We start from the raw sequence: 22,321 nt of genomic DNA, 5'->3' as shown, positions 1-22,321 counted from the left end.
ATGCAGACCCGGGCTTTTTTGGAGGCGGTCTCGTCGGTGGGCGTTTTTCTGCTGCTGGCGATACCGGGCTACCTTTTTACAAAAAAGAAAATTTTACAGAGCCGGCAGGTGGAGGGACTGTCCTCGGTGCTGGTGAATTTTCTGTGGCCGGCCATGGTGGTGGATGCTATGGCTCGGGTGCAGGCCGACCGGGAGCTGGTGCGGCAGGCGGGCCAGGCGGCGGTGTGGGCGCTGATAATCATTGCCCTGGGGGCGGCGTGCGCATGGATCTGGCTGAAGGCGGGTAAAATAGGAGGTGTGCCCGGGGGCATCCTCCTCTTTGCCGCCGCCTTTGCCAATACAGGGCTCATCGGTATGCCTCTTATCCGGCTTTTGCTGGGGGAGGAGATGCTGTTTTTGGCCTCCGTTGTGGAGCTGGTAAACGATGTGCTGATCTTCACGGTGGGCATTCTGCTGATCCAGACCGGGTGCGGCCGGCCCCGGCGCTCAGCCCTGGGGGGACTGTTATCCCCGGGACTGGCGGGGGTGGCCATAGGCTTTTTCCTGTTTGCCACGGGGCTGAGACTGCCGGAATTTGTGGCCAAGGCCTTGTCTATGGCGGCGGACGCCACGGCGCCCATGGTGCTGTTTTTAGTGGGGGCGCAGCTGGGCGAGGGGGATCTGCGTGCCCTGGTCCGGGACGGGAAGGCATGGGCTCTGACGGCCCTGCGTCTGGTCCTTATCCCGGCGGCGGTGCTGGGACTTTGGCGGCTGTGCATAGGGGAGCTGACGGCGGCGGGGCAGACCCTGCTGCTGCTTTCGGCCATGCCCTGCGGGAGCTGCTGCGCCCTGTTCACCCGGCAGTACGGCGGGGACTGGGGACTGGCTACCCGGTGCGTGATGCTCTCCACCCTGTGCGCGGCGGTGACGGTGCCCCTGTGGCTGTTGGTGACTATTTTGTAAATAAACGGGAACAATTTGAAAAAATGAAAGAGAATCCCTTGCAAAATGGAAAGAGACACTCTATAATACTACTTTAGGTAAGAATCGGCGGATTTCGCCGCGACCATATTTTGACGAAACGATGAGGTGCAAAGCTATGTGTGCATGGGCAAAGGATATTGGTATTGATTTGGGAACGGCTTCCGTTCTGGTGTATGTGAAGGGCAAGGGCATCGTGCTCAACGAGCCGTCGGTGGTGGCCATCGACAAAAACAGCGGCAAGCTGCTGAAGGTGGGCGCCGACGCCCAGGCCATGCTGGGCCGTACCCCCGGCAACATCGTGGCCATTCGTCCCCTGCGGGAGGGCGTTATCTCCGACTACGACATGACCGAGCGGATGCTCAAGGAGTTTATGCGCAAAATTTCCGGCGGCAGCAGCTTCTTCTTTAAGCCCCGGCTTATTATCTGCGTGCCCTCCGGCATCACCGAGGTAGAGGAGCGCGCCGTGGTGGATGCGGGTATCCAGGCGGGCGCACGGCGGGTGTACCTCATTGAGGAGCCTGTGGCGGCTGCCATCGGCGCGGGCATCGACATCGCCCTGCCCGACGGCCACATGGTGGTGGACATCGGCGGCGGCACCAGCGATATTGCGGTGATCAGCCTGTCCGGTGTGGTGGAATCTGCCTCTATCAAGGTGGCCGGCGACCAGTTCAACGAGGCCGTGGTGAAGTATATGCGCCGCAAGCACAATGTGCTGGTGGGCGAGCGCACCGCCGAGCAGATGAAGATCGAGATCGGCTGCGTCTATCCCCAGGAGGAGGACGCCAGTATTGATGTGAAGGGCCGCTGCCTGGTGACGGGCCTGCCCAAGACCATTACCGTACACGCCTCCGAGATGCTGGAGGCCTTTGAGGAGCCGGTGGAGCGCATTCTGGAGGCTATCCACAGCGTTCTGGAGCGCACCCCCCCGGAGCTGGTGGGCGACATCTCCAACAACGGCATCGTCATGACCGGCGGCGGCAGCCTGGTAAAGGGCTTTGACAAGCTGGTGGAGGCCCGGACCGGCATTCACACCCAGGTGGCCGAGGACGCCATCTCCTGCGTGGCCGAGGGCACCGGCAAGAGCCTGGAGTCTCTGAACGCTATGCAGGACGGCACGGTGAACCTGTCCCGTCGGCGGCAGATGAACTAAAAGCTGCTGGCGAAAAATCCTGCAGAGAACGGATTGCCACAGCCGGTGCGCACCGGCCTGGCAATGACAAGTTTCATTAAAATACAAAGCGCCACAAGGGTTTTTCCCTTGTGGCGCTTTTTGCGTCAAAAAGCCTCGCAGAGTTTGCCGCCCGCAGGCGGCAAAGAAATAAAATCATTTTCTCTCGCGACATGTGCGTGAGAGAAAATACCTCTCAGGCTGCCAGTGTGGAATTTTGAGCCAAGGGCTCAAAATTATGCGCGCAGCAGACTGCGATCCTTTTGTCGGAAAAACCCGGAGGGTTTTTCGACAGTCTCAGCGTCACAAGGTTTTTTCCCTTGTGGCGCTTTTTTGGAGGATTTATGGCTTGTTATTTATGGCCGGACGGAGTATGATACAGGTGGAGAGAGGTTCTCCGTGTGAAAAAAATAGGAGGAGCTAATATGAAGTTTTCAACGAAAGTGGAAAAGTGCGGCCTTTCCCCCATGCGCAAGTTCCATCCCTATGCGGTGGCGGCCCAGGAAAAAGGCAAGAAAATCTATCATTTGAACATCGGACAGCCCGACATTGAGACGCCCAAGGCCTATTTTGACGCGGTGAAGCATTTTGACCAGCCGGTGCTGGAGTATGCCCCGTCCCCCGGTATGCCGGTGCTCATCGAGGCCATCCGCGGCTACTATGCCAAGCTGAATATGCATTTTGCGCCGGAGGATATTCTCATTACCAACGGCGGCTCCGAGGCCCTGCAGATCGCCATGAACTGCATTCTGGACGACGGGGACGAGATTCTTATTCCCGAGCCGTTTTATCCCAACTATAACACCATGGTCTGCACCTGCGGCGCGTCCATCCATCCCATTCCCACCAAGCCCGAGGAGGGCTACCACTACGCCGACCGCAAGAAGATCGAGGCGGAGATCAACGAGCATACCCGGGCCATTATGTGTACCAACCCCGGCAACCCCACCGGCACCGTGCTGACCCCGGAGGAGATGCGCATGATGGTGGACATTGCCAAGGAGCATGGCCTGTTCATCATCGGCGACGAGGCATACCGGGAGTTCGTGTACGCCGGGGAGCCGCTGCAGTCTCTGGGCGAATTTGAGGACGCGGCGGAGAATGTCATTGTTATCGACACCGTTTCCAAGCGCTTTTCCGCCTGCGGCGCACGCATTGGCTGCCTCATTTCCCGGAATAAGGAGCTGATGGCCCACGCCATGAAGTATGCCCAGTGCCGTCTGTGCGTGCCCACCATCGACCAGGTGGCCTCCGCCGCTCTGTACGATGTGGGACCGGCGTATTTCGCCGCCGTCCGGGACGAGTACAAGCGCCGCCGGGACACGGTGATGCGCAAGCTGCAGGAGATCCCCGGGGTGGTATGCGAGTGCCCCAAGGGCGCGTTTTATGCCATGGCCGCCCTGCCGGTGGACGACGCGGAGAAGTTCCAGATCTGGCTGCTGGAGCACTTCGACGACCACGGCGACACGGTGATGTTTGCCCCCGGCGGCGGATTCTACGCCACCCCCGGCAAGGGCATCAACGAAATTCGCATTGCCTATGTTCTCAAGCAGGCGGATCTGGAGCGGGCCATGGACCTGCTGGCCCTGGGCATTCAGGCCTATAATAACAGATAATTTTTGCAGAATTGGGAAGGACGGACGCTTGTGGGGCGTCCGTCCTTTTGCGTGGGGGCGGTGTATGCGGCGGGGTGCGGGCACCCCGCCCTGCGCAATTACAAGAGTTGCGGTATAAACCCGGCGCGATACAAGGAGTGCGGTGCGCCGAAAAGGTTATCCCCGCAGGGGAGTACGGATTGCCACAGCCAGTGTGTACATTGGCTTCGCAATGACAGGGTTTTTGCATGGGGTGCGGTGGATTTTCTGGTGGCGCGTAGGGGAGGGGCTCTGCCCCTCCCGCACGGGTAGTGCTTCGACGATTTTCTCTGGCATCGGTCACTGACTTCGCAATGACACATTACTTTGCCGGGAATGTCCCCTTGTTTTTTGCCGCGATAAAGGATATACTTATTATAAATTTACAGATCAAACAGGAGGGAGCCGTATGTTTCAGGGCTATACACAGGAGACGGTGGACTTTATGTGGGGTATCCGCTTTAACAATGAGCGGGGCTGGTTTTTGGAGCATAAGCAGCAGTACCAGACCCAGCTTTTGGAGCCCACCCGGGCTCTGGGAGAGCAGGTCTATGAGGGCGTGCAGGCGATGCTGCCCCGGGAGCCGCTGATGCTGAAAACAAGCCGCATTTATCGGGATGCCCGGCGGCTTTTCGGTCGGGGCCCCTACAAGGACCACCTGTGGTTCTGCGTGCGCACCGGGGACAAGGACTGGACCGGTCGGCCCACCTTTTATTTCGAGATCGCGCCGGAGTATTACAGCTACGGCATGGGCTTCTGGCAGGCTCCGGCGGAGCTGATGGAGGCATTTCGCCGGGATCTGCAGGCGCATCCGGCGAAATTTGAGAAGCTGGTGCGGGGCTTTGAAAAGCAGGACATTTTCACCCTCAATGGCGACAGCTACGCCCGTAGCAGGGGAGAGGTCAGCGACCGCCTGCGGCCCTGGTTTCAGAAGAAATCCATTACTCTTTCCCATGAGCTGCCCCTGGACGAGAAGATTTTCCAGCCGGAGCTGGCGGAGGAGATTTTAGAGAATTTCAAGCTGCTGGTGCCCTTTTACAAGTATTTTGCGGGCCTGTGCGCCACGGTTGCCCGCAGACCGGAGGAATAAGGAGGAAAACAAATGCGACAGTATGTGATAGATGCCTTTACGGACCATGTGTTTGCAGGAAACCCTGCAGCCGTGTGCGTGATGGAAAAGTGGCTGCCCGAGAACACGATGATGAAGATCACGCTGGAAAATAATCTCTCGGAAACGGCCTTTGCCGTGAAGGCGGGGGAGAAATACTACCTGCGGTGGTTTACCCCCGGCGGGGAGATCGACCTGTGCGGCCACGCCACCCTGGCTACCGCCTGTGCGATCATGACATTTGTGGAAAAGGACCGGACGGAGGTGACCTTTACCACGCTGTCCGGAGACCTGACGGTGGCAAAAAAAGGCCAGCTGTATGAGATGAATTTCCCGGCTTATGAGCTGAAGCCCGTCCCGGTGACGGAGGAAATGGCGGCAGCCATGGGCGGCGCCATGCCGGAAAAGGCGTTTATGGGCCGGGACCTGCTGTGCGTGTTCGGCAGCGAGGAGATCGTGCGGAAGATGACGGTGGACCAGGAAAAGGTGCGCGGGCTGGAGGGCCTGCTGCTCCACGTGACGGCTCCGGGCAAGGACGTGGACTGCGTATCCCGCAGCTTCGCGCCTAAGTGCAACGTGGCCGAGGACCCGGTATGCGGCTCCGGACACTGCCATATTGTGCCCTACTGGGCGGAGAAGCTGGGCAAGGACAGCCTGGTCGCCTACCAGGCCAGCCCGCGGGGCGGCACGCTCTACTGCACCCGGGAGGGAGATCGGATCCGGATGAGCGGCAAGGCGGCGGTGTATTCCGTGGCGGGTATTTGCATTGAATGACAGACAGGCGCGCGGGATGTCTGCAAAGGGCGTCCCGCGCAGCTGTTTTCTTGTCACTACGAAAAAATATGTGTTATATAGATAGTTTCAGATGGATTTTGCTGCTGGTATTTGTGCAAAATATAGGTTTATTTCTTGCGGAATTGACAAAGTACCGCGGCGGCCCTATAATATAATGTAGCAAAACCCATAAACTGAATACCTTATCAAGAGTGGTTGAGGGATCGGCCCGATGAAACCACGGCAACCTGCATTGCAAGGTGCCAAATCCGACGAGTATGCTGAATGTGGAAGTGATAGTCCCACATTCGTCCTTCGACAGATGAGGAGCGATTTTGAAGCACGATCCGTCGAATACCGGAGCGTGTTTTTTTTCATAGCTCCAAAAGGGGATTTGCAAAAATTTATACGAAAAGGAGCAAAAAATCATGGCAAGAAGATTATTCACATCCGAATCCGTTACCGAGGGGCATCCCGATAAGATCTGCGATCAGATCTCCGATGCCGTTTTGGACGCGATTTTGGAGAAGGACCCCCATGGCCGCGTGGCCTGCGAAACCTGCGCCTCCACGGGCCTGATCCACATTATGGGTGAGATCACTACCAGCTGCTATGTGGACATTCCCAAGATCGCCCGCCAGGTGGTGCTGGACATCGGCTATGACCGGGCCAAGTACGGCTTCGACGGCCACACCTGTGCCGTTATCACCAATATCGACGAGCAGAGCGGCGACATCGCTCTGGGCGTAGATAAAAGCCTGGAGGCGAAGAGCTCCGGCGATGCCGCTCTGGACAACGGCGCCGGCGACCAGGGTATGATGTTCGGCTACGCCTGCAATGAGACCCCGGAGCTGATGCCCCTGGCTATCTCCATTGCGCAGAAAATGGCCAAGCGCCTGACGGATGTGCGCAAGCAGGGGCTGGTGGACTATCTGCGTCCCGATGGCAAGACCCAGATCACCGTGGAGTACGATGAGAGCGGCAAGCCCGTTCGGGTGGATACCGTGGTGCTGTCTACCCAGCACGCCGCGGAGGCATCTCTGGAGCAGATCCGCGAGGATATGATCCAGCTGGTCATCAAGCCCACCGTGCCCGCCGATCTGCTGGACGAGAACACCAAGATCTATGTGAACCCCACCGGCCGATTCGTTATCGGCGGTCCCCAGGGCGATAGCGGCCTCACCGGACGCAAGATCATCGTGGACACCTACGGCGGCAGCGCACCCCACGGCGGTGGCGCCTTCTCCGGCAAGGATCCCACCAAGGTGGACCGCAGCGCCGCATACGCAGCCCGTTGGGTGGCCAAGAATGTAGTGGCTGCGGGCCTGGCGGATCGCTGCCAGGTGCAGCTGGCCTACGCCATCGGTGTGGCCCGGCCCGTAAGCGTGCTGGTGGAGACCTTCGGTACCGGTAAGGTGTCCGACGATAAGCTGGAGGAAGCTGTGGAGAAGGTATTTGACCTGCGGCCCACGGCTATCATCCGCGATCTGGATCTGCAAAAGCCCATCTACCGTAAGCTGGCGGCCTACGGCCATATGGGCCGGGAGGACCTGGGCGTGGCTTGGGAAAAGACCGATCGGGTGGACGAGCTGAAGGCGGCGCTGGGGCTGTAATCCGGCAGGGAGAAAAGGCCTCCGGAATTCAAAAGACCACAGGACAAATTTTCCCCTTGCAAGCGGGAGAAAAAGCTGGTATAGTAGATACGCCGCCCGGAAGCGGGCGGCGTATCTTTATCCGGGTATAGCGAAGTTGGTATCGCGCCTGGTTTGGGAGTGCGTAGACCCTATCCATGCGCGGCTTGGACAAAAGCCCGCAAAGCCTTGCGGCACGGGCGATAGCGGGTTTTCCTCCGGTTACCGAAAACGGCACAAAAGCGGCTTTGACCACATAAATGACTACAGACAGAAAATCTTTATTTTTTCCGCTCGCCGTGGTATCATGGCAGAAAAGTGAATATCCGGGTGTGGCTCAACTGGTAGGGCGCGACATTTGGGAGTGCCGTGGTTGTATCCGGGATAGGGTGAGGCGAAACGCCGCAAAGCCTTGCAGCGCCTGCGTTTGCTGGTTTTTCTCTGGTCGCCGAAAACGGCACAAAAGCGGCTTTGACCACAGGAATGACCACAGACAGAAAATCTTTGATTTTCCTCCCCGCCGTGGTATAATGACAGAAAAGTGAATATCCGGGTGTAGCTCAACTGGTAGGGCGCGACATTTGGGATGTCGAGGTTGGGTGTTCAAGTCACCTCACTCGGACCAAAATCCCTCTGAAATCATTGATTTCAGAGGGATTTTCTTATTCTTTGTCTATTGCGGCGCAGGGGTTGATTGGTGCTCTCAAATATAGGTCTTGACATTTTCAAGCAAAACGCCTATAATTTAGTCATCAACTCCTGAGGAGGTGCAGTATGCACACGAACATCATTTCCTTTTCTCCTGACCTGATTGCCAAAATCGTTCGTTGCGTGGAAGATGCTGTCGGCGACGACATTCAAGCTGATATTCAGCGCAATGATCTCCAAACTCGGAACAGCGTTCCCGCTCGTATCTGGGATTTGCTGAACACCAATGTTATTAAGACACTGGATACAGAAGATTGCACTATCGCAAAAGCGCATCGTGGTCCGTGGGAGATGTTGGTGATTTTTGAAAAATCCAGTCAATGCATTCTCACCTTCATGCGGGAAAAACGATTCACAGAATTATGCAAGCGACAGCGACAACGCAAACGGATGCACTACATCGATATGATGGCTCGCCAGTTCAACCAGGATCTTTTGGCAGATCAACGGCAGCTTTGTCTCATTCCTCATGAGTTCTCCGACGAAGAACGACTTGCGGAATTAGTTCAGACGCTGTTGCGAGATTTAGGAAGCAACGTCGACATCGTTCGCCACCATGTCCTGGTGTTATTTGACACAGTGGGATATCGGTTAACAAATATCCGTGCCGTTATGGTCACTCCCTCCCTGGACATTGCCCAGGGAAGCGAGCACGACTGGTCTATGTACATTAACGCCGACGAGAGTATTGTTGTAGAGAAAGTTTCCGATCCTGCAGCACCGGAGAACAATCCCGGACGCGGGCTTTCCCTTACAGCCAAAGCTATGGCTCGCAAGAAAGGCAAACCCGAAAGACGGACTTCGGAAACTTCCGCTCAAAAAGACGGCTAATAGATTGGCCATATAAGGATCGCCAGAGTGGCGGTCCTTATATGGCTTCCCGAAGGTACAGATAACGAGTCAATCAACAATTATTATTTGAAGAGGAGCGCCCCATATGAAAACCCAGTTTAATGGTGAACGCTTGAAAAAAGCACGTATATATAGAGGTTTAACCGTTGCCGAATTAGCAGAACAAGTTGGTTGCCAACGCCAAACACTGTCAATGTATGAGATTTCTAAAAGTCAGCCAACCGACAAAGGGCTTGTTGACCGTTTATCCCGTGCGCTTAGTTTTCCTGTTAAATTCTTTTACGAACATCCTGCATCTAATACAGAAGGTACAGTTTATTTTCGTTCACTTCTTACCACCAACAAGAAATATCGTAGCGAACAAATTGTGAAAATGGACTTTCTTGCGCAGGTATATTCGTTATTGCAGGATTATATTTCTTTCCCCGTGTATAAACCACTTGATCTCCCCGAAGATGTTACCCCTGAAGAAGCTGCTTATGCATTAAGAGATGCATGGGGACTTGGGCGTGACCCAATTGATAATATCATATCTGTTGTTGAGCAACATGGTATTTTGGTCACTTCTTTTTCTACAAGTACAGATGATGTCGATGCATTTAGTCAGTTTGTGGGAACGGCAGATATGCCAACTTATCTCATCGCATATTCTAACAATAAAACATCTGCTGCACGTATTCATTTCGATATAGCCCATGAGCTCGGACATATTTGCTTGCATGAATGGAGCGAAGACATTGAAGAACTCTCAAAAGAGGAATTCAAGCGTAGGGAGCGTGAAGCCAATGACTTTGCTGCAGCCTTTTTGCTTCCGGAAGAGACTTTCAGAAAAGATGCAGAAGCTGGCCCACAGACAATCATTTACTACAAGCAACTTAAGAAGAAATGGAAAGTTTCTATTGCCGCAATGATTCGAAGAGCCGAAAGGCTTGATATAATCACAAAAGAGGACTACCAATCGTTGATTAGAATCATGCAAAGACGCGGCCAAAGAAAAGAGGAGCCATTAGATGATGTTCTCATTACTGCTTCTCCAGCATTGCTGAAGGCATCCGTCATGATGTTGCTTCAGGAAAATGTTTTTACAGCCGAAGAGTTTATGGATGAATTATCTGTAGAGTACGGGCTGAGCATTAGTCCGATAGAAGTCGAATATCTACTCGATCTCCCGACTGGCACATTAGCTGTTTCGAGGATAATCGATTTTAAGGCGATTCAAATCAAGCGCGGCAAGTAATTTACTGTATTTCTATAATAGCAAACTTAACGACAGAGAAAGGTGGTGTATTGCCTATGGCAAGCATTTACGTGGAACGACTCATCAAAAGAGTAATTGAATTGTCTCAATCCAGCGATTGGGATACTGCGGTAGCAGAATGGGAAATCGCTGATTGTGAAGAGGATGATACTCTTAGCGAATCCTGTGTTTGCGGCAAAGAGCATTTATACTATCTATTCACTATTGAAAATGCTATAAACGGGAACACTTTGTTTCCCATAGGAAGTTCCTGCATCAAAAAGTTTGGTCGCGACGACTTGGACGATGAAGCTGCAGTTCGAGAGAAAATGTTTAAATTGTACCATGCAGTTGAAGACAATCACTTCATTTCTCTTTCACCGGAATTCTTCTCTCGAAAGCTTTTAAAAAAGCTGTATGATGAAGGGGCCTTTGATTGTGAATACAATGGTTACGATGGATATGATGATTACGAGTTTATCCTGAAAATGTTTAATAAAAGGGACAAGTCTTCCATTACGCTTGGTCAACAGAAAAAAATTCGCGCAATCATCGTCGCATCCATTCGTCCTTATTTACGGAACCAACTGGCCAGAAAGATAAATGGTTAAGTCGTGTATCATATCCAAAAATTATAAAATACCATATCACCGCCATAGATGCCGTAAAATTGGCACCCATGGCGGTGATTATTTTCACTTACGCTTACTCTTTTTCTTTGTCTGCTTTGCTTCCTTTCTTCTTTCCTTTTTTCTTGCTTTTCTCCACTGCCTGCGGTGTCAGCGTTCCCTCCGCCATCAGCCGCTTTGCTTCCGCGATCTCCGCTTTCATCTCCACAATCAGTACCTTCAGCTTCTCCTCGCACTCCTCGCGGGTGTGCGCGTAGACATTGCGGGCGTGCTTTTTACCATCAGGCCATTTGGGAGAATAGCGTCCTTCAAAGAGGTGGTCGTTGATCTCACTGACACAGCCGGTGCCGGATCTGCGCTTGCGGCCCACATAGGGTTTGAAGTTGGTCATTTTCGGCTTGTCCGCCGTGGCCGGGACGGTTTCCCGCCCCGGCTCTGAAGCGTCCTCCTGCGGCGCTGCTTTGCCGATGCCGCGGTCGATGTTGGCGGCGGCTGTGCGCTGCATATCATCGGTGATGTGGGTGTAGATGTCCAGCGTGGTGGCCGCCGACACATGCCCCAGCATGGCGGAGAGTGTTTTCACATCCATGCCGTTTTCCAGTGCCAGCGTTGCGAAGGTGTGGCGCAGATCATGAAATCTAACATGTTTGCATCCTGCGTGCTCCAGAATGAGCTGCAATCTGCGGCGCACTACGCCAGGGGTGATGGGACAATCCTCTTTTACTGGGGACGGGAACATCCAGCGGGAGTCCACCGCCTTTTTGTACTCCCGCAGCACTGCCACCACCGCAGGCGGCAGGACGATCTTGCGGACGGAGTTCTTCGTCTTGGGCGTGCTGATCTGGAGCTGCCCCCGCACATCGTAGACCTGCTTGTTTACATTCAGCACACCGGTTTTGAAGTTCAGGTCGTCCCACTGCAGCGCCATCAGCTCACCCCGGCGCAGGCCGGTGGCTAAGTCCAGAAGGAAGACTTCGTAGTAGCCCTCGAACTTCGCCTGAATGAGGAACCTTTGAAGTTCCTCCCGCGTCAGCACCTGCATCTCCCGCGCCTTCTTGGGCGGCAGCTTGCAGCCGATGGCCGGGTTCACACGGATCAGCCCATCCTGCACCGCCTTCTCCAATGCGGAGCGGCAGGTGGCGTGACACATGCGCACCATTCGGTCGGACAGCCCTTCGCCGTACTTGTCGGTGAACCGCTTTCGGCCGCTTTTCTTGAGCCGACCGTAGAACTGCTGCAGGTCGTTCTGCGTCAGCTTATTCAGTGAAATGTCACCGATTTCCGGGATGATGTGCAGGCGGATGCGGCTTTCATAGGTCTCCTGCGTGGTGGGGCGGATCTTGGGCTTGGAATGATTCTCGTACCAGTATGTCAGCCAGTCCCCGAAGGGCATCTCGGGCCGCACCTTCTCCGGCTTCAGCCCGCCGCATTCCTCCTTGAGCTTCTGGAGCTTCTCGATGCACTCCTTCTTTGTCTTGGCGAGGACATTTTTCGTCTTGGGATAGCCGTTGTCATCGTAACCGATGACGATGCGACCTTCCCACCGCCCGTCCTTTCGTTGTCTTACTGTTCCGTCGCCGGCTTTTCGTTTTCTTGCCACGGTTTCAACTCCTTTCCGAAGATGTCCTCCATGAAGCCACCCACGATGCCAGAGGCTGTCTTCTGCATATCCGAGGTGACATGGGTGTAGGTATCCAGCGTGAAGGAGGCGTTGGTGTGGCCCAGGATACCGGACAGTGTCTTGGCGTCTACGCCGCTGGTGAGGGCGTGGGTGGCGAAGGTATGACGCAGATCGTGGAAGCGGATGCTGGGCAGACCCGCCCGCTGGAGGAGCGTTTTCATGTGGCGATACGCAGCGTTGGGATCGACGGGATCTTCCGGCTTCACCGGATCAGGGAATATCCATTGGCTGATGGCATCCGCCTTGCGCCGCCGCAGGATTTCAGTCACGCTGTGCGGCAGGATGATGGTGCGCATTCCCTGATTGGTCTTCGTCTCGCCGACGGTGTACTCGCCCTTCCGCTGGCTGTGGAGAGTGCGGCACACCTTCAGCATACCGCTCTCCTCGTCGAAGTCGCTCCATTGCAGTCCGCAGATCTCACCGCGGCGCGGGCCGGTCATCAGCTCCGTCTGGAAGAAGTCACGCCACACCTCATCCTGCTCCACCACTGCGAGGAAGGCGTCCAGCTCCGCGCGGGTGAGGATACGCTTGGGCTTGTAGTTGGGCTTGGGCACCGTTGTCCCCTCGGTGGGGTTCCTGGGAATGACATGGGCCTGCACCGCGTCTTTCAGTGCGGCGTGGAGCGTGGAGTGGATGTGGCGCACCATGGAGTCGGAGAGCTGATGCCCCATCTCGGGGTGCTCGTGGATGCGCCCCTCCGTTTTCAGGCGGCGGTACATCCGCTGGATGTCCTGCTGGGAGAGGAGGGAGATCTGCTTGTCGCCCAGCTGCGGCTTGATGTAGTATTCGATGTAGCGGCGGTAGCCCTCGAGGGTACCGGGCCGCACCGTACCCGTCTTGTACTCCGTGAGCCAGCGATCCAGCCACTGGCCCAGCGTCATGCGGCTGTCCTCGGTCAGCTCCACATCGCGGTAGCACTCGATGTTCTGGTGCAGCTTGTCCAGCAGGGCCTTTTGCGTCTTGGCATAGACGTGGCGGAACAGCGGCTCGCCGTTTTCCCGGTGGCCGATGACGATGCGACCCTCCCAGCGTCCGTCGTCACGCCTTCGTACCATGCCGTCACCGGCAGGTCTTCGTTTTGCCATTAAGGCCACCTCCTTGCAGCAACACAACATACCACAAGCTGCGGGGGAAAGCTACTGAAAGATTTCCCTTTTCTTTGCTTACGGCGCGGCAAATTTTGCACCGCTTACTCCTCCCGATGGAACAGCAGCACATCCCGAAAGGAGATGCTGCCGTGGGTAGAGGCCACCTCCCGGACGCTGCTGCCGCGCATTTTGTTGTACTCGTCCCGGGTCATGTCTATGTCGCCGCCCAGCAGATGGTTGGTCATGTTGTGCTCCACCACCAGCTTGAACAGCATCTTACCCAACCTGTCGCCGAACATGCCCAGTGTGCCCTCCAGCATCTCCTGCAGCGCGCGGGGCAGGTATGCGACCGACCGTTCGGCGTGCAGACGGCCACAGTACTGCCGCAGGGCCTTCTCTACAAACTCGTTGCGGGTGGGACAATTATCCAGCTTGTAGAATGCGTCCACCTCCTGCCACACTTCGTCTGACAGCCACACGGAGTGTCGGCTTTTCCCGTTGTTGTCCATTAAAAATTCCTCCTTTTTCGTATGTCTGCGCCGCCCAAAACCCTTGAAAACACGGGGCAAACGGGCATTTTCCCAAAGAATAGCGCCAAAGCATATTGGGAGCCCCTAAATCAGCGTCAATCTCAAAATCCCGCAAACCCCCGTGGCAGCCCGCACTGCGGGCTGCCGTGAACGGCATAGGTGCGGAAAAGCGCCAATGCCTTTCTCCTGCCCCGATTTCGGCGCACCGAAAATCGGTCCGAAACCGCTCAAAAGCCCTGGGGGTGCTATCTTCACCCGCTTTCGCTCCGGCGAGGTCACACAGCAGCTCACAGGGGCGAAGGCGGGGCTTCTGCGGCCTGTTTGGCCAGCGTATCTTGTATGCGCCGGCGCTCGGCGGCGGCTTCCGCTTTGGCCAGCTGCCGCCGATTGAACTGCTCCACGGCCTGCTCCGGCGGGAGGATCGTGTAGAGCAGAGAACCGTTTCGCTTGCGGCCATCTTTCAGCGTGACGGTGGTGTGCTCCGTGCGGATAAGCCCCTTTTCCTCCAGCTGACGGACATATTTCGCAACGGTGTTACGGCTCATGCCCACGGCCTTGCCGATGGTGCGGTAGCTGGGGTAGCACTGGTAGGTGGTGCGGTTTTCGCAGTACATGAGAAACGAGTACACAGCGATTTCGCCGGGGGACAGGCCCAGCCGGCAAAGGACTTTCGGCAGGGGGTAGTAGTTTCGGGCGGGCGTCTGCCACGGCAGGGTGCGCTTCATCGGGCACCTCCCGTCTGCCGGTCTACCCAGCGGCAGAACTTTTCCTTGGGGACGACGATACGATTGCCGATGCGCAGGGCCGGGAAGCCCTCTTCGTGCATGAGCTCGTAGGCGCTGGAGAGGGAGATCCCCAGGAGCTTGGCCGCCATTTCTGCGTTGAGGAACAGCGGAAGTTGGTCGTAGTCGGTGTAGTCGGATCGTTTCATAAAACACTCCTTATTTCAAATTCAGAGAAAAAGAACTTGCGTTTCGGAGGCCTCTCTGTTAGACTTGTGGCAGATGGCGTCTGCGCTTTCCGAAGCGCGGCGTGCTGCCGGACTGTTGCCGCAGTTCGGCGGCTTTCTTTTTGGATGGAATGGTGGATGGGCTGCCCCCCCTTTCATAGATGGAATATACCCGATTGACAATGTTTCTCTTATCGGGTATTATGAGTATAACAGATAAAAACGCATTTGCAAGGCGTTTTGGAAATATCGGCACGCACGCAAAAAATCAATCGGGTATGGAGGTACGACTATGTTTCGGATGAGCCATGACGCAGTGGATTTCTTTTCCGCCGACTTCACATCGGCGGGCGTGATCGTGGCGGGGGAGGAGTACCCGCTGGGATATTTTGCGGCGGAGGCGCTGGAGGTGTCGGGGCAGCTCACGCTGGATATAGGCGCTGCGGCCAAGGAATTTGCTGCCGAGGCGCAGATGTTTTTCGCCGCCCGGGACCCGTCCAGCGCCGGGATCGCCAACGAGGCGTTTCGGCGGCTGTGGCATCTGCTGCGGAAGCTGCCGCTGTATGAGCTTCTTTTGCGGCGGGAGGATGCGCCGTCCTGCTTCACCAGCGACGAGGACTGCCGGGAGATGTGGGACGAGATGATGACCCGGGGGACGCAGGCCCACGACGACTATGCGCGCTGGATAGCCCGGCTCAGCCGGATCGGCCAGGACTTGAGCGACTTCCGGCGCAACACCCAGTGGATGCTGTCGGCGTATTTTGAGGGCTTGCCCTCCTGCAAGCGGGAGAACTATATCGATGCCTATGGCCGCTTCAAGGATGGGATCGAGAAGGCAAAGCTGGCGGATATAGACGAGGAATCCGACCCGTACTACGACCCGCCCGTGGCGTCATTCCGCTTTGATTTCCCGGCGCACATATCCTTTATCCCGTACCGGGACGAGAAAACCGGGAAGCCGAAGATGGCGGAGCGCTCCACTTTCGACGACTTGATTGCCTTTTTCTATCTGGACTTGACGAGGGGGATTGCCGCAGGGAATCTGCCCCGCAGGTGCAAGAATTGCGGACACTGGTTCGTGGCCGTGGGCGGGTATAACACCCAGTATTGCGACCGCCCCATCCTCGGCCAGCACGGCAAGACCTGCCGCAGCGTGGGCGCCCATGAGACGGCGAAACGGAAACTGCGGGAGGCCGCCGCCAAGGAGTATGCCCGCACCTATAACCGCCTAAAGGGCCGGAAGCAGCGGGGCACCATCTCCACCGATGAATGGAATCACATCGTCGCCGTGGCGGAGGAGCTGCGGGCGGCATTTCAGGCAGGGGAGATGGCGGAGTCGGAATATTGCCGGAAGCTGAAGGCGCTGTGAGGTGTGATAGGAAAGTAAAAAAGCCGCTGCCCCCGGCCATTCCTTTGACCGGGGGCAGCGCCTATTCTTTGCTTATAGCGTGGCAGAAATTGAGCGGCGTGGTGGCTTGAAGTTGCCTGAAATTTATCTCCCCCTTTTCTTCACATCCTCATCAATGCGGCGTTTCCAGTCGGCGCTGAGAGGTTGGGCCGATCGAACGCTGCACACGGCGGCGCTGATGACCTCATAGTTCAGCGCCGTGCCCTCCTCGTCGCACTTGTAGTTCACTGCTCGGTCGGCGTCAATACCAAAGCGGGCCGCCTCCTTGGCGGCGTCGATGTTGGCACCCAGGAACAAAAACTCCCAGCCGTATTTTTCCTTCTGACGCTCGATCATGCGCCGCACCGTCTCGTAGTTATAGCGGCGGCTGGCGTTTTCGTAGCCGTCGGTGGTGATGACGAACAGGGCCTTTTCCGGCACATCCTCCCGGCGGGCGTACTTGTGGATGTTCCCAATGTGGTGGATGGCCCCGCCTACGGCGTCCAGCAGCGCCGTGCAGCCTCGGGTGAAATACTCCTTTTTCGTCATGAGCGGCACCTTGGCAAGGGGCAGGCGGTCGTGGATGACCACGCTCTCATTGTCAAACAGCACCGTGGAGACCAGGGCCTCGCCCGCCTCCTGCTTTTGCCTCGCGATCATGGAGTTGAAGCCGCCGATGGTGTCCGCCTCCAGCCCCGCCATGGAGCCGCTGCGATCCAGGATGAAAACCAATTCTGTCATAATGAAAACCCTCCTTCGTTTGATTGCGCTCTCATTGTAGCGCAGCCGAAGGAGGGTTTGGTCACCTGTGGGGCGACATTTTTACATTTTCCCCAGCCGCTGCAGGCGGGACTCGATTGCGCCGGGCGTGCGGCCAAAGTGTGCGCAGAGGTCTTTCTTCTTCATGCCCTCGTCGAACAAACGGCACAGCTCTTGATCCAGCTCCTCTGTCCACGGTTTTCCGGTGTTCTCCGGCAGCGTTTTTTTCCGCTTGCGAGATAACGCCTCCACGGCGCAGTTCAGTGCGCGAACGATCTCGCCTTTGTTGCATACATGGTCGTCCGGCAAGACCTCGCCGGTCAAAGGGTCAGTGCCGTCTGCTAAAATGGTTAGCAGTTCTTTCGCTCGTTGCATATCCATGACATTGTGGCTCCTTTTCTCTACTTTCTTCTTTTTGGTGGGCGGGTGCTTTCGGGATAGCAGGTAAAGCTCATATTTTGCGCTTTTATGATTTTGAATTACATTCTGGCTCTGTCGGCACATGATCGAAGCTGCTTAGCCAGTATTCATAACCTAAGCCCTCAATGCTGCAAATTACAACACGGCTCCAGCGCTCCTTAAGACTTTTTCCGTTAAAAATTTTCGCCTGAACAAGCTCTTCCGCTGTATCAAATTCGCATCCGCCGTCTACATCGCAGTAACCTACCCAGTACGGCTTGTCGTACTGTGGTAAGCAGCCGAGATAATGTTCTTCCTCATTGGGGTCATCACTGAAATAAAAGCAGGTTTCATCGATGTTCATGCCGGCGGTCAACTGCCGAAAGAAGAACTCCCAATCCATCTGATTTTTCATTATCCTCACGCCCCCAACAAGCTCTGATCAAAGGCAAACAACGCCTCGTTTATTTCAAAAATATCATACTTTTCCCGCCCGATAAAATACTCGATGATCACATCGAACTTGCTGCTGGCACTGAGGGCATAGCCCGCCCGGGCGATGAGGTCGCGGGTCTCGTCCAGGTTCAGCTCCAGGGCGATGGCAAAGGCGATGGCCGTGGACTTGGAGGGCTTATAGTCCGGATTGTTGCGGATCTTGGAGAACAGCTTGCGGTCCACATTGGCCTTTTTGTAGATTTCAGAATCCTTTTTGCCGATGCGGTCAATGAGCTTCAGCAGGGTCTCCGAGAATCCGGCGTCCAGATGCGCCAGCAGGTCGTCCAGGTTGCCTGAGGCCACGGAAGCTGAAGCGTACTGCGGTGCGGCATCTTCGTAAACGCTCAGCGGCTGGCTTTGCAGGCCAAAGCTCCCGCGCAGACGCTCCCGGCGTGTGTCGGTGTGGGCGTCCACATAGTGGTCGTCGATGTACTCGGCGATATCGGCGAACAGCTTGCCGCTGATCTGGTAGGCGGCGCGGTCAAAAATGACCAGGTAGACTGTCATGTCGCTGCCCAGCAGGAACTGGCCGATGGTGTCCGCCGCCACCCGCAGCGCCTGGTCCTTGGGGTAGCCGAAGATACCGGAGGAGATCAGCGGGAACGCCACCGTCTCGCACGCATGCGCCTGGGCCAGCGCCAGGCTCGTCCGATAGCAGGAGGCCAGCTGCTCCCGCTCGCCATGCCCGCCGCCTCGCCACACAGGCCCAACGGTGTGAATCACATACCGGCAGGGGAGACGATAGGCTTTTGTGATCTTGGCGTCGCCGGTTTTGCAGCCGCCAAGCCGTCGGCACTCGGCCAGCAGCTCCGGCCCCGCCGCCCGGTGGATGCACCCATCCACCCCGCCTCCGCCCAGCAGGGACTCCTTGGCCGCGTTGACAATGGCGTCCACGGCCATTTTCGTGATGTCGTTGCGAACGATGATAAGGGGCATAGTGTCACCAACTCAGTTTTTTAAAATTAGTAATCAGATTGAGCAAAAATGATAGTCGAGAATTCATTATCCGTTGTTTTCTTCAAAATTTTCGACTTGCTCCATAACTTTTTGAAACACTTCAGGACTGTATTGCGGTGGGTAGCCATTCTTAATCAGACATACCTTGATATCAAACTTAAGCTGATCGCGCACAATTTGGTTATTAAGCCAGTCAGCAAACGAAGATTTTGTATCAATAATATCCTTGACCTTTTTCGCCAAAGCCTTGCATTTATCATTGACAGTAATACCGTTAACGACCTTGTCTTGACCATACTCAAAATTGTAATGGTCGCGCAAGGCGATTAAAATATCATAGAAAGCCTTTTCTTCAAAGGTCAGTCCTACTTTTCGGAAGCTTTCGCGGCTTTCGTTTATTTCCTGTAAGATTTTTAAGGCCTGCTCGGTGGCGCTACGAATAATATCTTCTGAGGCTTGTTCTTGCGTTTCTCCAGCTTCCTCCGAGGTTAATTGTTTGCGGCGCTGATGATACTCTGCGATTGTTTTCTCAAGCATTTCATGAAATTTCTTTGCGGCTACCTGATTTGTTTTGTTATACTCAATAATTTGGTTTTTAAGTGTTTTGATGAGGAGTTCCAACTTTGAGGCTGGCATTTTTATATCGGATAGTTTTTCGTAGAATTCAGGACTGAAGATGTCCTCCTGCTCTCCTTCTGCAAGAACACTTTCTACCTTGTTATATCGAAGTGCCTCTTCCACCATTTTGGCCACATAGCGGTTCATGGTTTCGGCATCAACATCACTTGTTCCGCTCATTTTGCGTACAAATCCTGCTATTGCCATGAAGCATTGTGCCAAAGCCGACTCTTCCTCGCCAAGTTCTCCAGACGGCTGGCAGATATCAAATGCCATGCGCATTCTCTTTACGGTTTTCAAGAAATAGGTTTTGAAGGATACTGGCTTAATGGATTTCCCATTGTTGCTTATGCTCTGCAGTTCTTGTGTTGATACGAACACATACTCAGCTGCTTTTGAAAGGAGTCTGTACCGCTCTAAGGGGTCTCCATTGGGATTCAAGAACGGGCTTAAATCGAAAGTGACAAATAGGCCCTTCAGCACCGTCAATTCTTCACGGAATACGGTAGTTGCCTGCTCAACATCATCAGCCGTGGGAGCAATCGATGCGTTGCCACCGTATAACTTCATTGCCTCGCGCATATTGTTGCGAATGCCAATGTAATCTACGATCATGCCGTATTCTTTGCCGGGGTATTTCCTATTTACACGGCTAATCGTCTGAATCAGCAAATGCTTCTTTAGAGGCTTGTCGTTGTACATATATGTAAGTGTCGGAACATCAAAGCCAGTGATCCACATATCCACTACGATTGCAATATGGAAGTTGGATTTTTCATGCTTAAATGCTGCGTCAAGCGCATCGGAGCGTTTATCATTTTTAACGCCGCCGAGATAGTTATACATATCCGCATTATCATTGCTGCCAACGCTTGCGACCATAGCCATAAATGGCATGGGCTTTAATTCCCTTAGTTCCTCTTCCGTTGCAGCAACACCATCCGCAATTTTCTTTTCGACAAACCATTCGGGATAGCTGTCTTGGAATTTTTTGAGAAGCTCATAGGCAATGGACCTCGAGGAGCAGACGATCATCGCTTTCTGCACTCTATCAGGATCTTTTGCACAGGAAGAAATATAGTGGTCGTGGATATCTGCTGCCAGTCGTTTCAAGCGGGAAGGCTCACCGAGAATGACTTCCATGGAACTCATTGCCTTCTTACTGGATTCAATATCTTCTGCTGTTGACCCGTTATCAGCGCAGAATTTGTAGTAGTTTTCGATCTGTTTTACTTTTTCATTATCCAAAAGCACCTTTGCAATTCGGGGATGATACTTGATGGGCACAGTAAGTCCATCAGCTACCGCTTGATCCATTGTATAGCGGTCAATTTCGTCACCAAAAGTCTGGTAGGTTTCTGCAATGGGCGTGCCTGTAAAGCCAACAAAGGTAGCTTGCGGAAAAGCCTCCTTGAGCACCTTGGCGTATGGTTTGGAAACCATTGCTTTCATATTTTCATCCGCATCTTTGCTAAACTGAATCTTCTTTGCATGTTCAAGCTGAGTCCTATGCGCCTCGTCAGAGAAACAGATAATATTGGAGCGGTCATTTATCAGCCCGATTTTGTCATCTTCTCGATCACAGAACTTTTGAATGGTACAAATATAAAAACCACCGCTTTCTCTGGAACTTAATTCGCTGCGGAGTTCCTTTCGGCTGGGAACAACGCTAACTTCGCCGAGATTTAGAAACTCTTTACTCTTTGTAAACAGCTTCGCTCCTTGCTTTTGAAGCTCTTCGCGGTCAACGATCATAATAATGGTTGGGGAGCCGAGTTCGGGGCAGCACAGGGAAAGCTGGCGAGCGAGAAAGGCCATTGTGTAGGTTTTCCCGCAGCCGGTAGCACCGAAATATGTACCGCCTTTTCCGCTTTTCGATTCTACGGATTTTACGATACTCTGCTTCAAAAGCCTTGTGGCAAAAAACTGCGGATAACGGCAGACGATCTCACACTCATCACTGTCATAAATGCTGTCTTGAAAGTAGATATAATCACGGAAAATTTCAAGAAATCTTTCGGGTGCATAAACACCCTTTACCATATTTTCAGTTTCCTCAAAAGGCAGCGTAGAGACGGCATCATCGTCATTCACTCTGCGCCATGCATAAAAATGTTCATAGGGAGTACGAACGGTGCCAAGCCGAGTTTTCACACCGTCCGAGATACAGGCAAGCGGGCAATAATGAAGCAGATGAGGAATATCACGCCAATAACGGATGTTGATTTGCTCCCATGCATCGTAAATCGTTGCATTGGCGTCCGCCGGATTTTTAAGTTCCATTACACAGACAGGCAGCCCATTGACAAACAAAAGCACATCCGGCCTGCGGGTCTGCTTTTGGCCGTTATTGATATACTCTACGGAAAACTGATTAACACAACGGAAAATATTCTTCTTGGGATTTTCAAAGTCGATTAGGGGCACCATTCGAGGCAAGCCGCTTTGGGGCGTGAACTGAACGCCGTACACCATCCAGCCATAGACCTTGTGCAGAGTTGCAAAATCGCTTTCTGCACCGACAAGGCGAACGGAATCCATAATGCTATGGATCTCGTCTGGCAGCAGATCCGGGTTGGTGTCGGACAAGAAACTTTCCAAATCGTCGGAATACAGCACATCCATTCGGCTCTGGCGGTTAATTTTGCTTCCCTGCAAATACTGCCAGCCCTCTTTTTCCAAGAAGGCAATAAAGGCATATTCATATTCAGATTCGCAAAAATGCCCGTTAAAGTTTTGAAGTTTAGACATGGC

20 protein-coding genes, 1 tRNA gene and 1 riboswitch are annotated in these 22,321 nt (G+C 54.3%); of the genes, 11 read left to right on the top strand and 10 right to left on the bottom strand.

Annotated elements, in window-relative coordinates; genetic code table 11:
- From KI236_RS05610 to KI236_RS05565, 10 genes are all read left to right on the top strand, one after another.
- Positions 1-942, top strand: coding sequence for an AEC family transporter (locus tag KI236_RS05610; protein ID WP_212820039.1), 942 nt, complete (start codon positions 1-3; stop codon positions 940-942).
- A gap of 136 nt (positions 943-1,078) precedes the next feature.
- On the top strand, positions 1,079-2,113 hold the full coding sequence (mreB, locus tag KI236_RS05605) for a rod shape-determining protein (protein WP_228738090.1): 1,035 nt from the start codon (positions 1,079-1,081) through the stop codon (positions 2,111-2,113).
- A gap of 443 nt (positions 2,114-2,556) precedes the next feature.
- Entirely contained in the window at positions 2,557-3,747 is a 1,191-nt protein-coding gene (locus KI236_RS05600; RefSeq protein WP_212820035.1) for a pyridoxal phosphate-dependent aminotransferase, read from the top strand.
- Between the two features lie 427 nt (positions 3,748-4,174).
- Positions 4,175-4,855 (top strand): DUF2461 domain-containing protein, encoded by a 681-nt coding sequence (locus tag KI236_RS05595; RefSeq protein WP_212820033.1) that lies wholly within the window; start codon positions 4,175-4,177, stop codon positions 4,853-4,855.
- 12 nt (positions 4,856-4,867) lie between these two features.
- The gene (locus tag KI236_RS05590; RefSeq protein WP_212820031.1) at positions 4,868-5,647 is read left to right on the top strand and encodes a PhzF family phenazine biosynthesis protein; all 780 of its coding nucleotides are present in this window, start codon (positions 4,868-4,870) and stop codon (positions 5,645-5,647) included.
- Between the two features lie 200 nt (positions 5,648-5,847).
- A riboswitch (SAM riboswitch) is annotated at positions 5,848-5,976 on the top strand.
- Between the two features lie 99 nt (positions 5,977-6,075).
- Positions 6,076-7,260: a methionine adenosyltransferase gene (metK, locus tag KI236_RS05585; protein ID WP_212820028.1), complete on the top strand. Its 1,185-nt coding sequence runs from the start codon at positions 6,076-6,078 to the stop codon at positions 7,258-7,260.
- 567 nt (positions 7,261-7,827) lie between these two features.
- A tRNA-Pro gene (locus tag KI236_RS05580) sits at positions 7,828-7,903 on the top strand.
- 149 nt (positions 7,904-8,052) lie between these two features.
- A complete protein-coding gene (locus KI236_RS05575) occupies positions 8,053-8,817 on the top strand; it encodes a DUF5986 family protein (RefSeq protein WP_212820026.1) in 765 nt (254 codons plus the stop codon).
- 106 nt (positions 8,818-8,923) lie between these two features.
- A complete protein-coding gene (locus KI236_RS05570; RefSeq protein ID WP_212820024.1) occupies positions 8,924-10,075 on the top strand; it encodes an XRE family transcriptional regulator in 1,152 nt (383 codons plus the stop codon).
- Positions 10,076-10,131: 56 nt separating this feature from the next.
- Positions 10,132-10,686, top strand: a complete 555-nt coding sequence (locus KI236_RS05565) for a hypothetical protein (protein ID WP_212820022.1) — start codon at positions 10,132-10,134, stop codon at positions 10,684-10,686.
- 94 nt (positions 10,687-10,780) lie between these two features.
- Here KI236_RS05565 and KI236_RS05560 read toward each other — a convergent pair whose 3' ends face one another.
- From KI236_RS05560 to KI236_RS05540, 5 genes are all read right to left on the bottom strand, one after another.
- Positions 10,781-12,304: a tyrosine-type recombinase/integrase gene (locus tag KI236_RS05560; protein ID WP_212820020.1), complete on the bottom strand. Its 1,524-nt coding sequence runs from the start codon at positions 12,302-12,304 to the stop codon at positions 10,781-10,783.
- Complete coding sequence (locus tag KI236_RS05555; protein ID WP_212820018.1) at positions 12,268-13,470, bottom strand: tyrosine-type recombinase/integrase; 1,203 nt, start codon at positions 13,468-13,470, stop codon at positions 12,268-12,270. Before KI236_RS05555 ends, KI236_RS05560 begins: the two co-directional genes overlap by 37 nt.
- 104 nt (positions 13,471-13,574) lie before the next feature.
- Positions 13,575-13,982: a hypothetical protein gene (locus KI236_RS05550; protein ID WP_212820016.1), complete on the bottom strand. Its 408-nt coding sequence runs from the start codon at positions 13,980-13,982 to the stop codon at positions 13,575-13,577.
- Between the two features lie 308 nt (positions 13,983-14,290).
- Positions 14,291-14,728 (bottom strand): helix-turn-helix domain-containing protein, encoded by a 438-nt coding sequence (locus KI236_RS05545; RefSeq protein WP_212820013.1) that lies wholly within the window; start codon positions 14,726-14,728, stop codon positions 14,291-14,293.
- Positions 14,725-14,934: a helix-turn-helix domain-containing protein gene (locus tag KI236_RS05540; RefSeq protein WP_212820011.1), complete on the bottom strand. Its 210-nt coding sequence runs from the start codon at positions 14,932-14,934 to the stop codon at positions 14,725-14,727. Before KI236_RS05540 ends, KI236_RS05545 begins: the two co-directional genes overlap by 4 nt.
- A gap of 310 nt (positions 14,935-15,244) precedes the next feature.
- On the opposite strand from KI236_RS05540, the gene KI236_RS05535 reads away from it, so the two are divergent.
- Positions 15,245-16,321, top strand: a complete 1,077-nt coding sequence (locus KI236_RS05535; protein ID WP_212820009.1) for a DUF6076 domain-containing protein — start codon at positions 15,245-15,247, stop codon at positions 16,319-16,321.
- A 123-nt stretch (positions 16,322-16,444) separates the two neighbouring features.
- Here the strand turns inward: KI236_RS05535 and KI236_RS05530 are convergent, their stop codons facing one another.
- The 5 genes from KI236_RS05530 to KI236_RS05510 all read right to left on the bottom strand — a co-directional run bounded on the left by KI236_RS05530 (position 16,445) and on the right by KI236_RS05510 (position 22,318).
- A complete protein-coding gene (locus KI236_RS05530; RefSeq protein WP_212820007.1) occupies positions 16,445-17,080 on the bottom strand; it encodes a vWA domain-containing protein in 636 nt (211 codons plus the stop codon).
- Positions 17,081-17,161: 81 nt separating this feature from the next.
- Positions 17,162-17,479 (bottom strand): hypothetical protein, encoded by a 318-nt coding sequence (locus KI236_RS05525; RefSeq protein ID WP_212820005.1) that lies wholly within the window; start codon positions 17,477-17,479, stop codon positions 17,162-17,164.
- Positions 17,480-17,564: 85 nt separating this feature from the next.
- Entirely contained in the window at positions 17,565-17,912 is a 348-nt protein-coding gene (locus KI236_RS05520) for a hypothetical protein (protein WP_212820003.1), read from the bottom strand.
- A 5-nt stretch (positions 17,913-17,917) separates the two neighbouring features.
- A complete protein-coding gene (locus KI236_RS05515; protein WP_212820001.1) occupies positions 17,918-18,928 on the bottom strand; it encodes an O-acetyl-ADP-ribose deacetylase in 1,011 nt (336 codons plus the stop codon).
- Between the two features lie 66 nt (positions 18,929-18,994).
- Entirely contained in the window at positions 18,995-22,318 is a 3,324-nt protein-coding gene (locus tag KI236_RS05510; RefSeq protein WP_212819999.1) for a type I restriction endonuclease subunit R, read from the bottom strand.
- Positions 22,319-22,321 lie beyond the last annotated feature (3 nt).

This window comes from Vescimonas fastidiosa (assembly GCF_018326305.1).
Classification (GTDB): domain Bacteria; phylum Bacillota; class Clostridia; order Oscillospirales; family Oscillospiraceae; genus Vescimonas; species Vescimonas fastidiosa.
The sequence above is the reverse complement of the archived record's forward strand: the minus strand, read 5'-3'. Positions and strand labels throughout refer to the sequence as shown.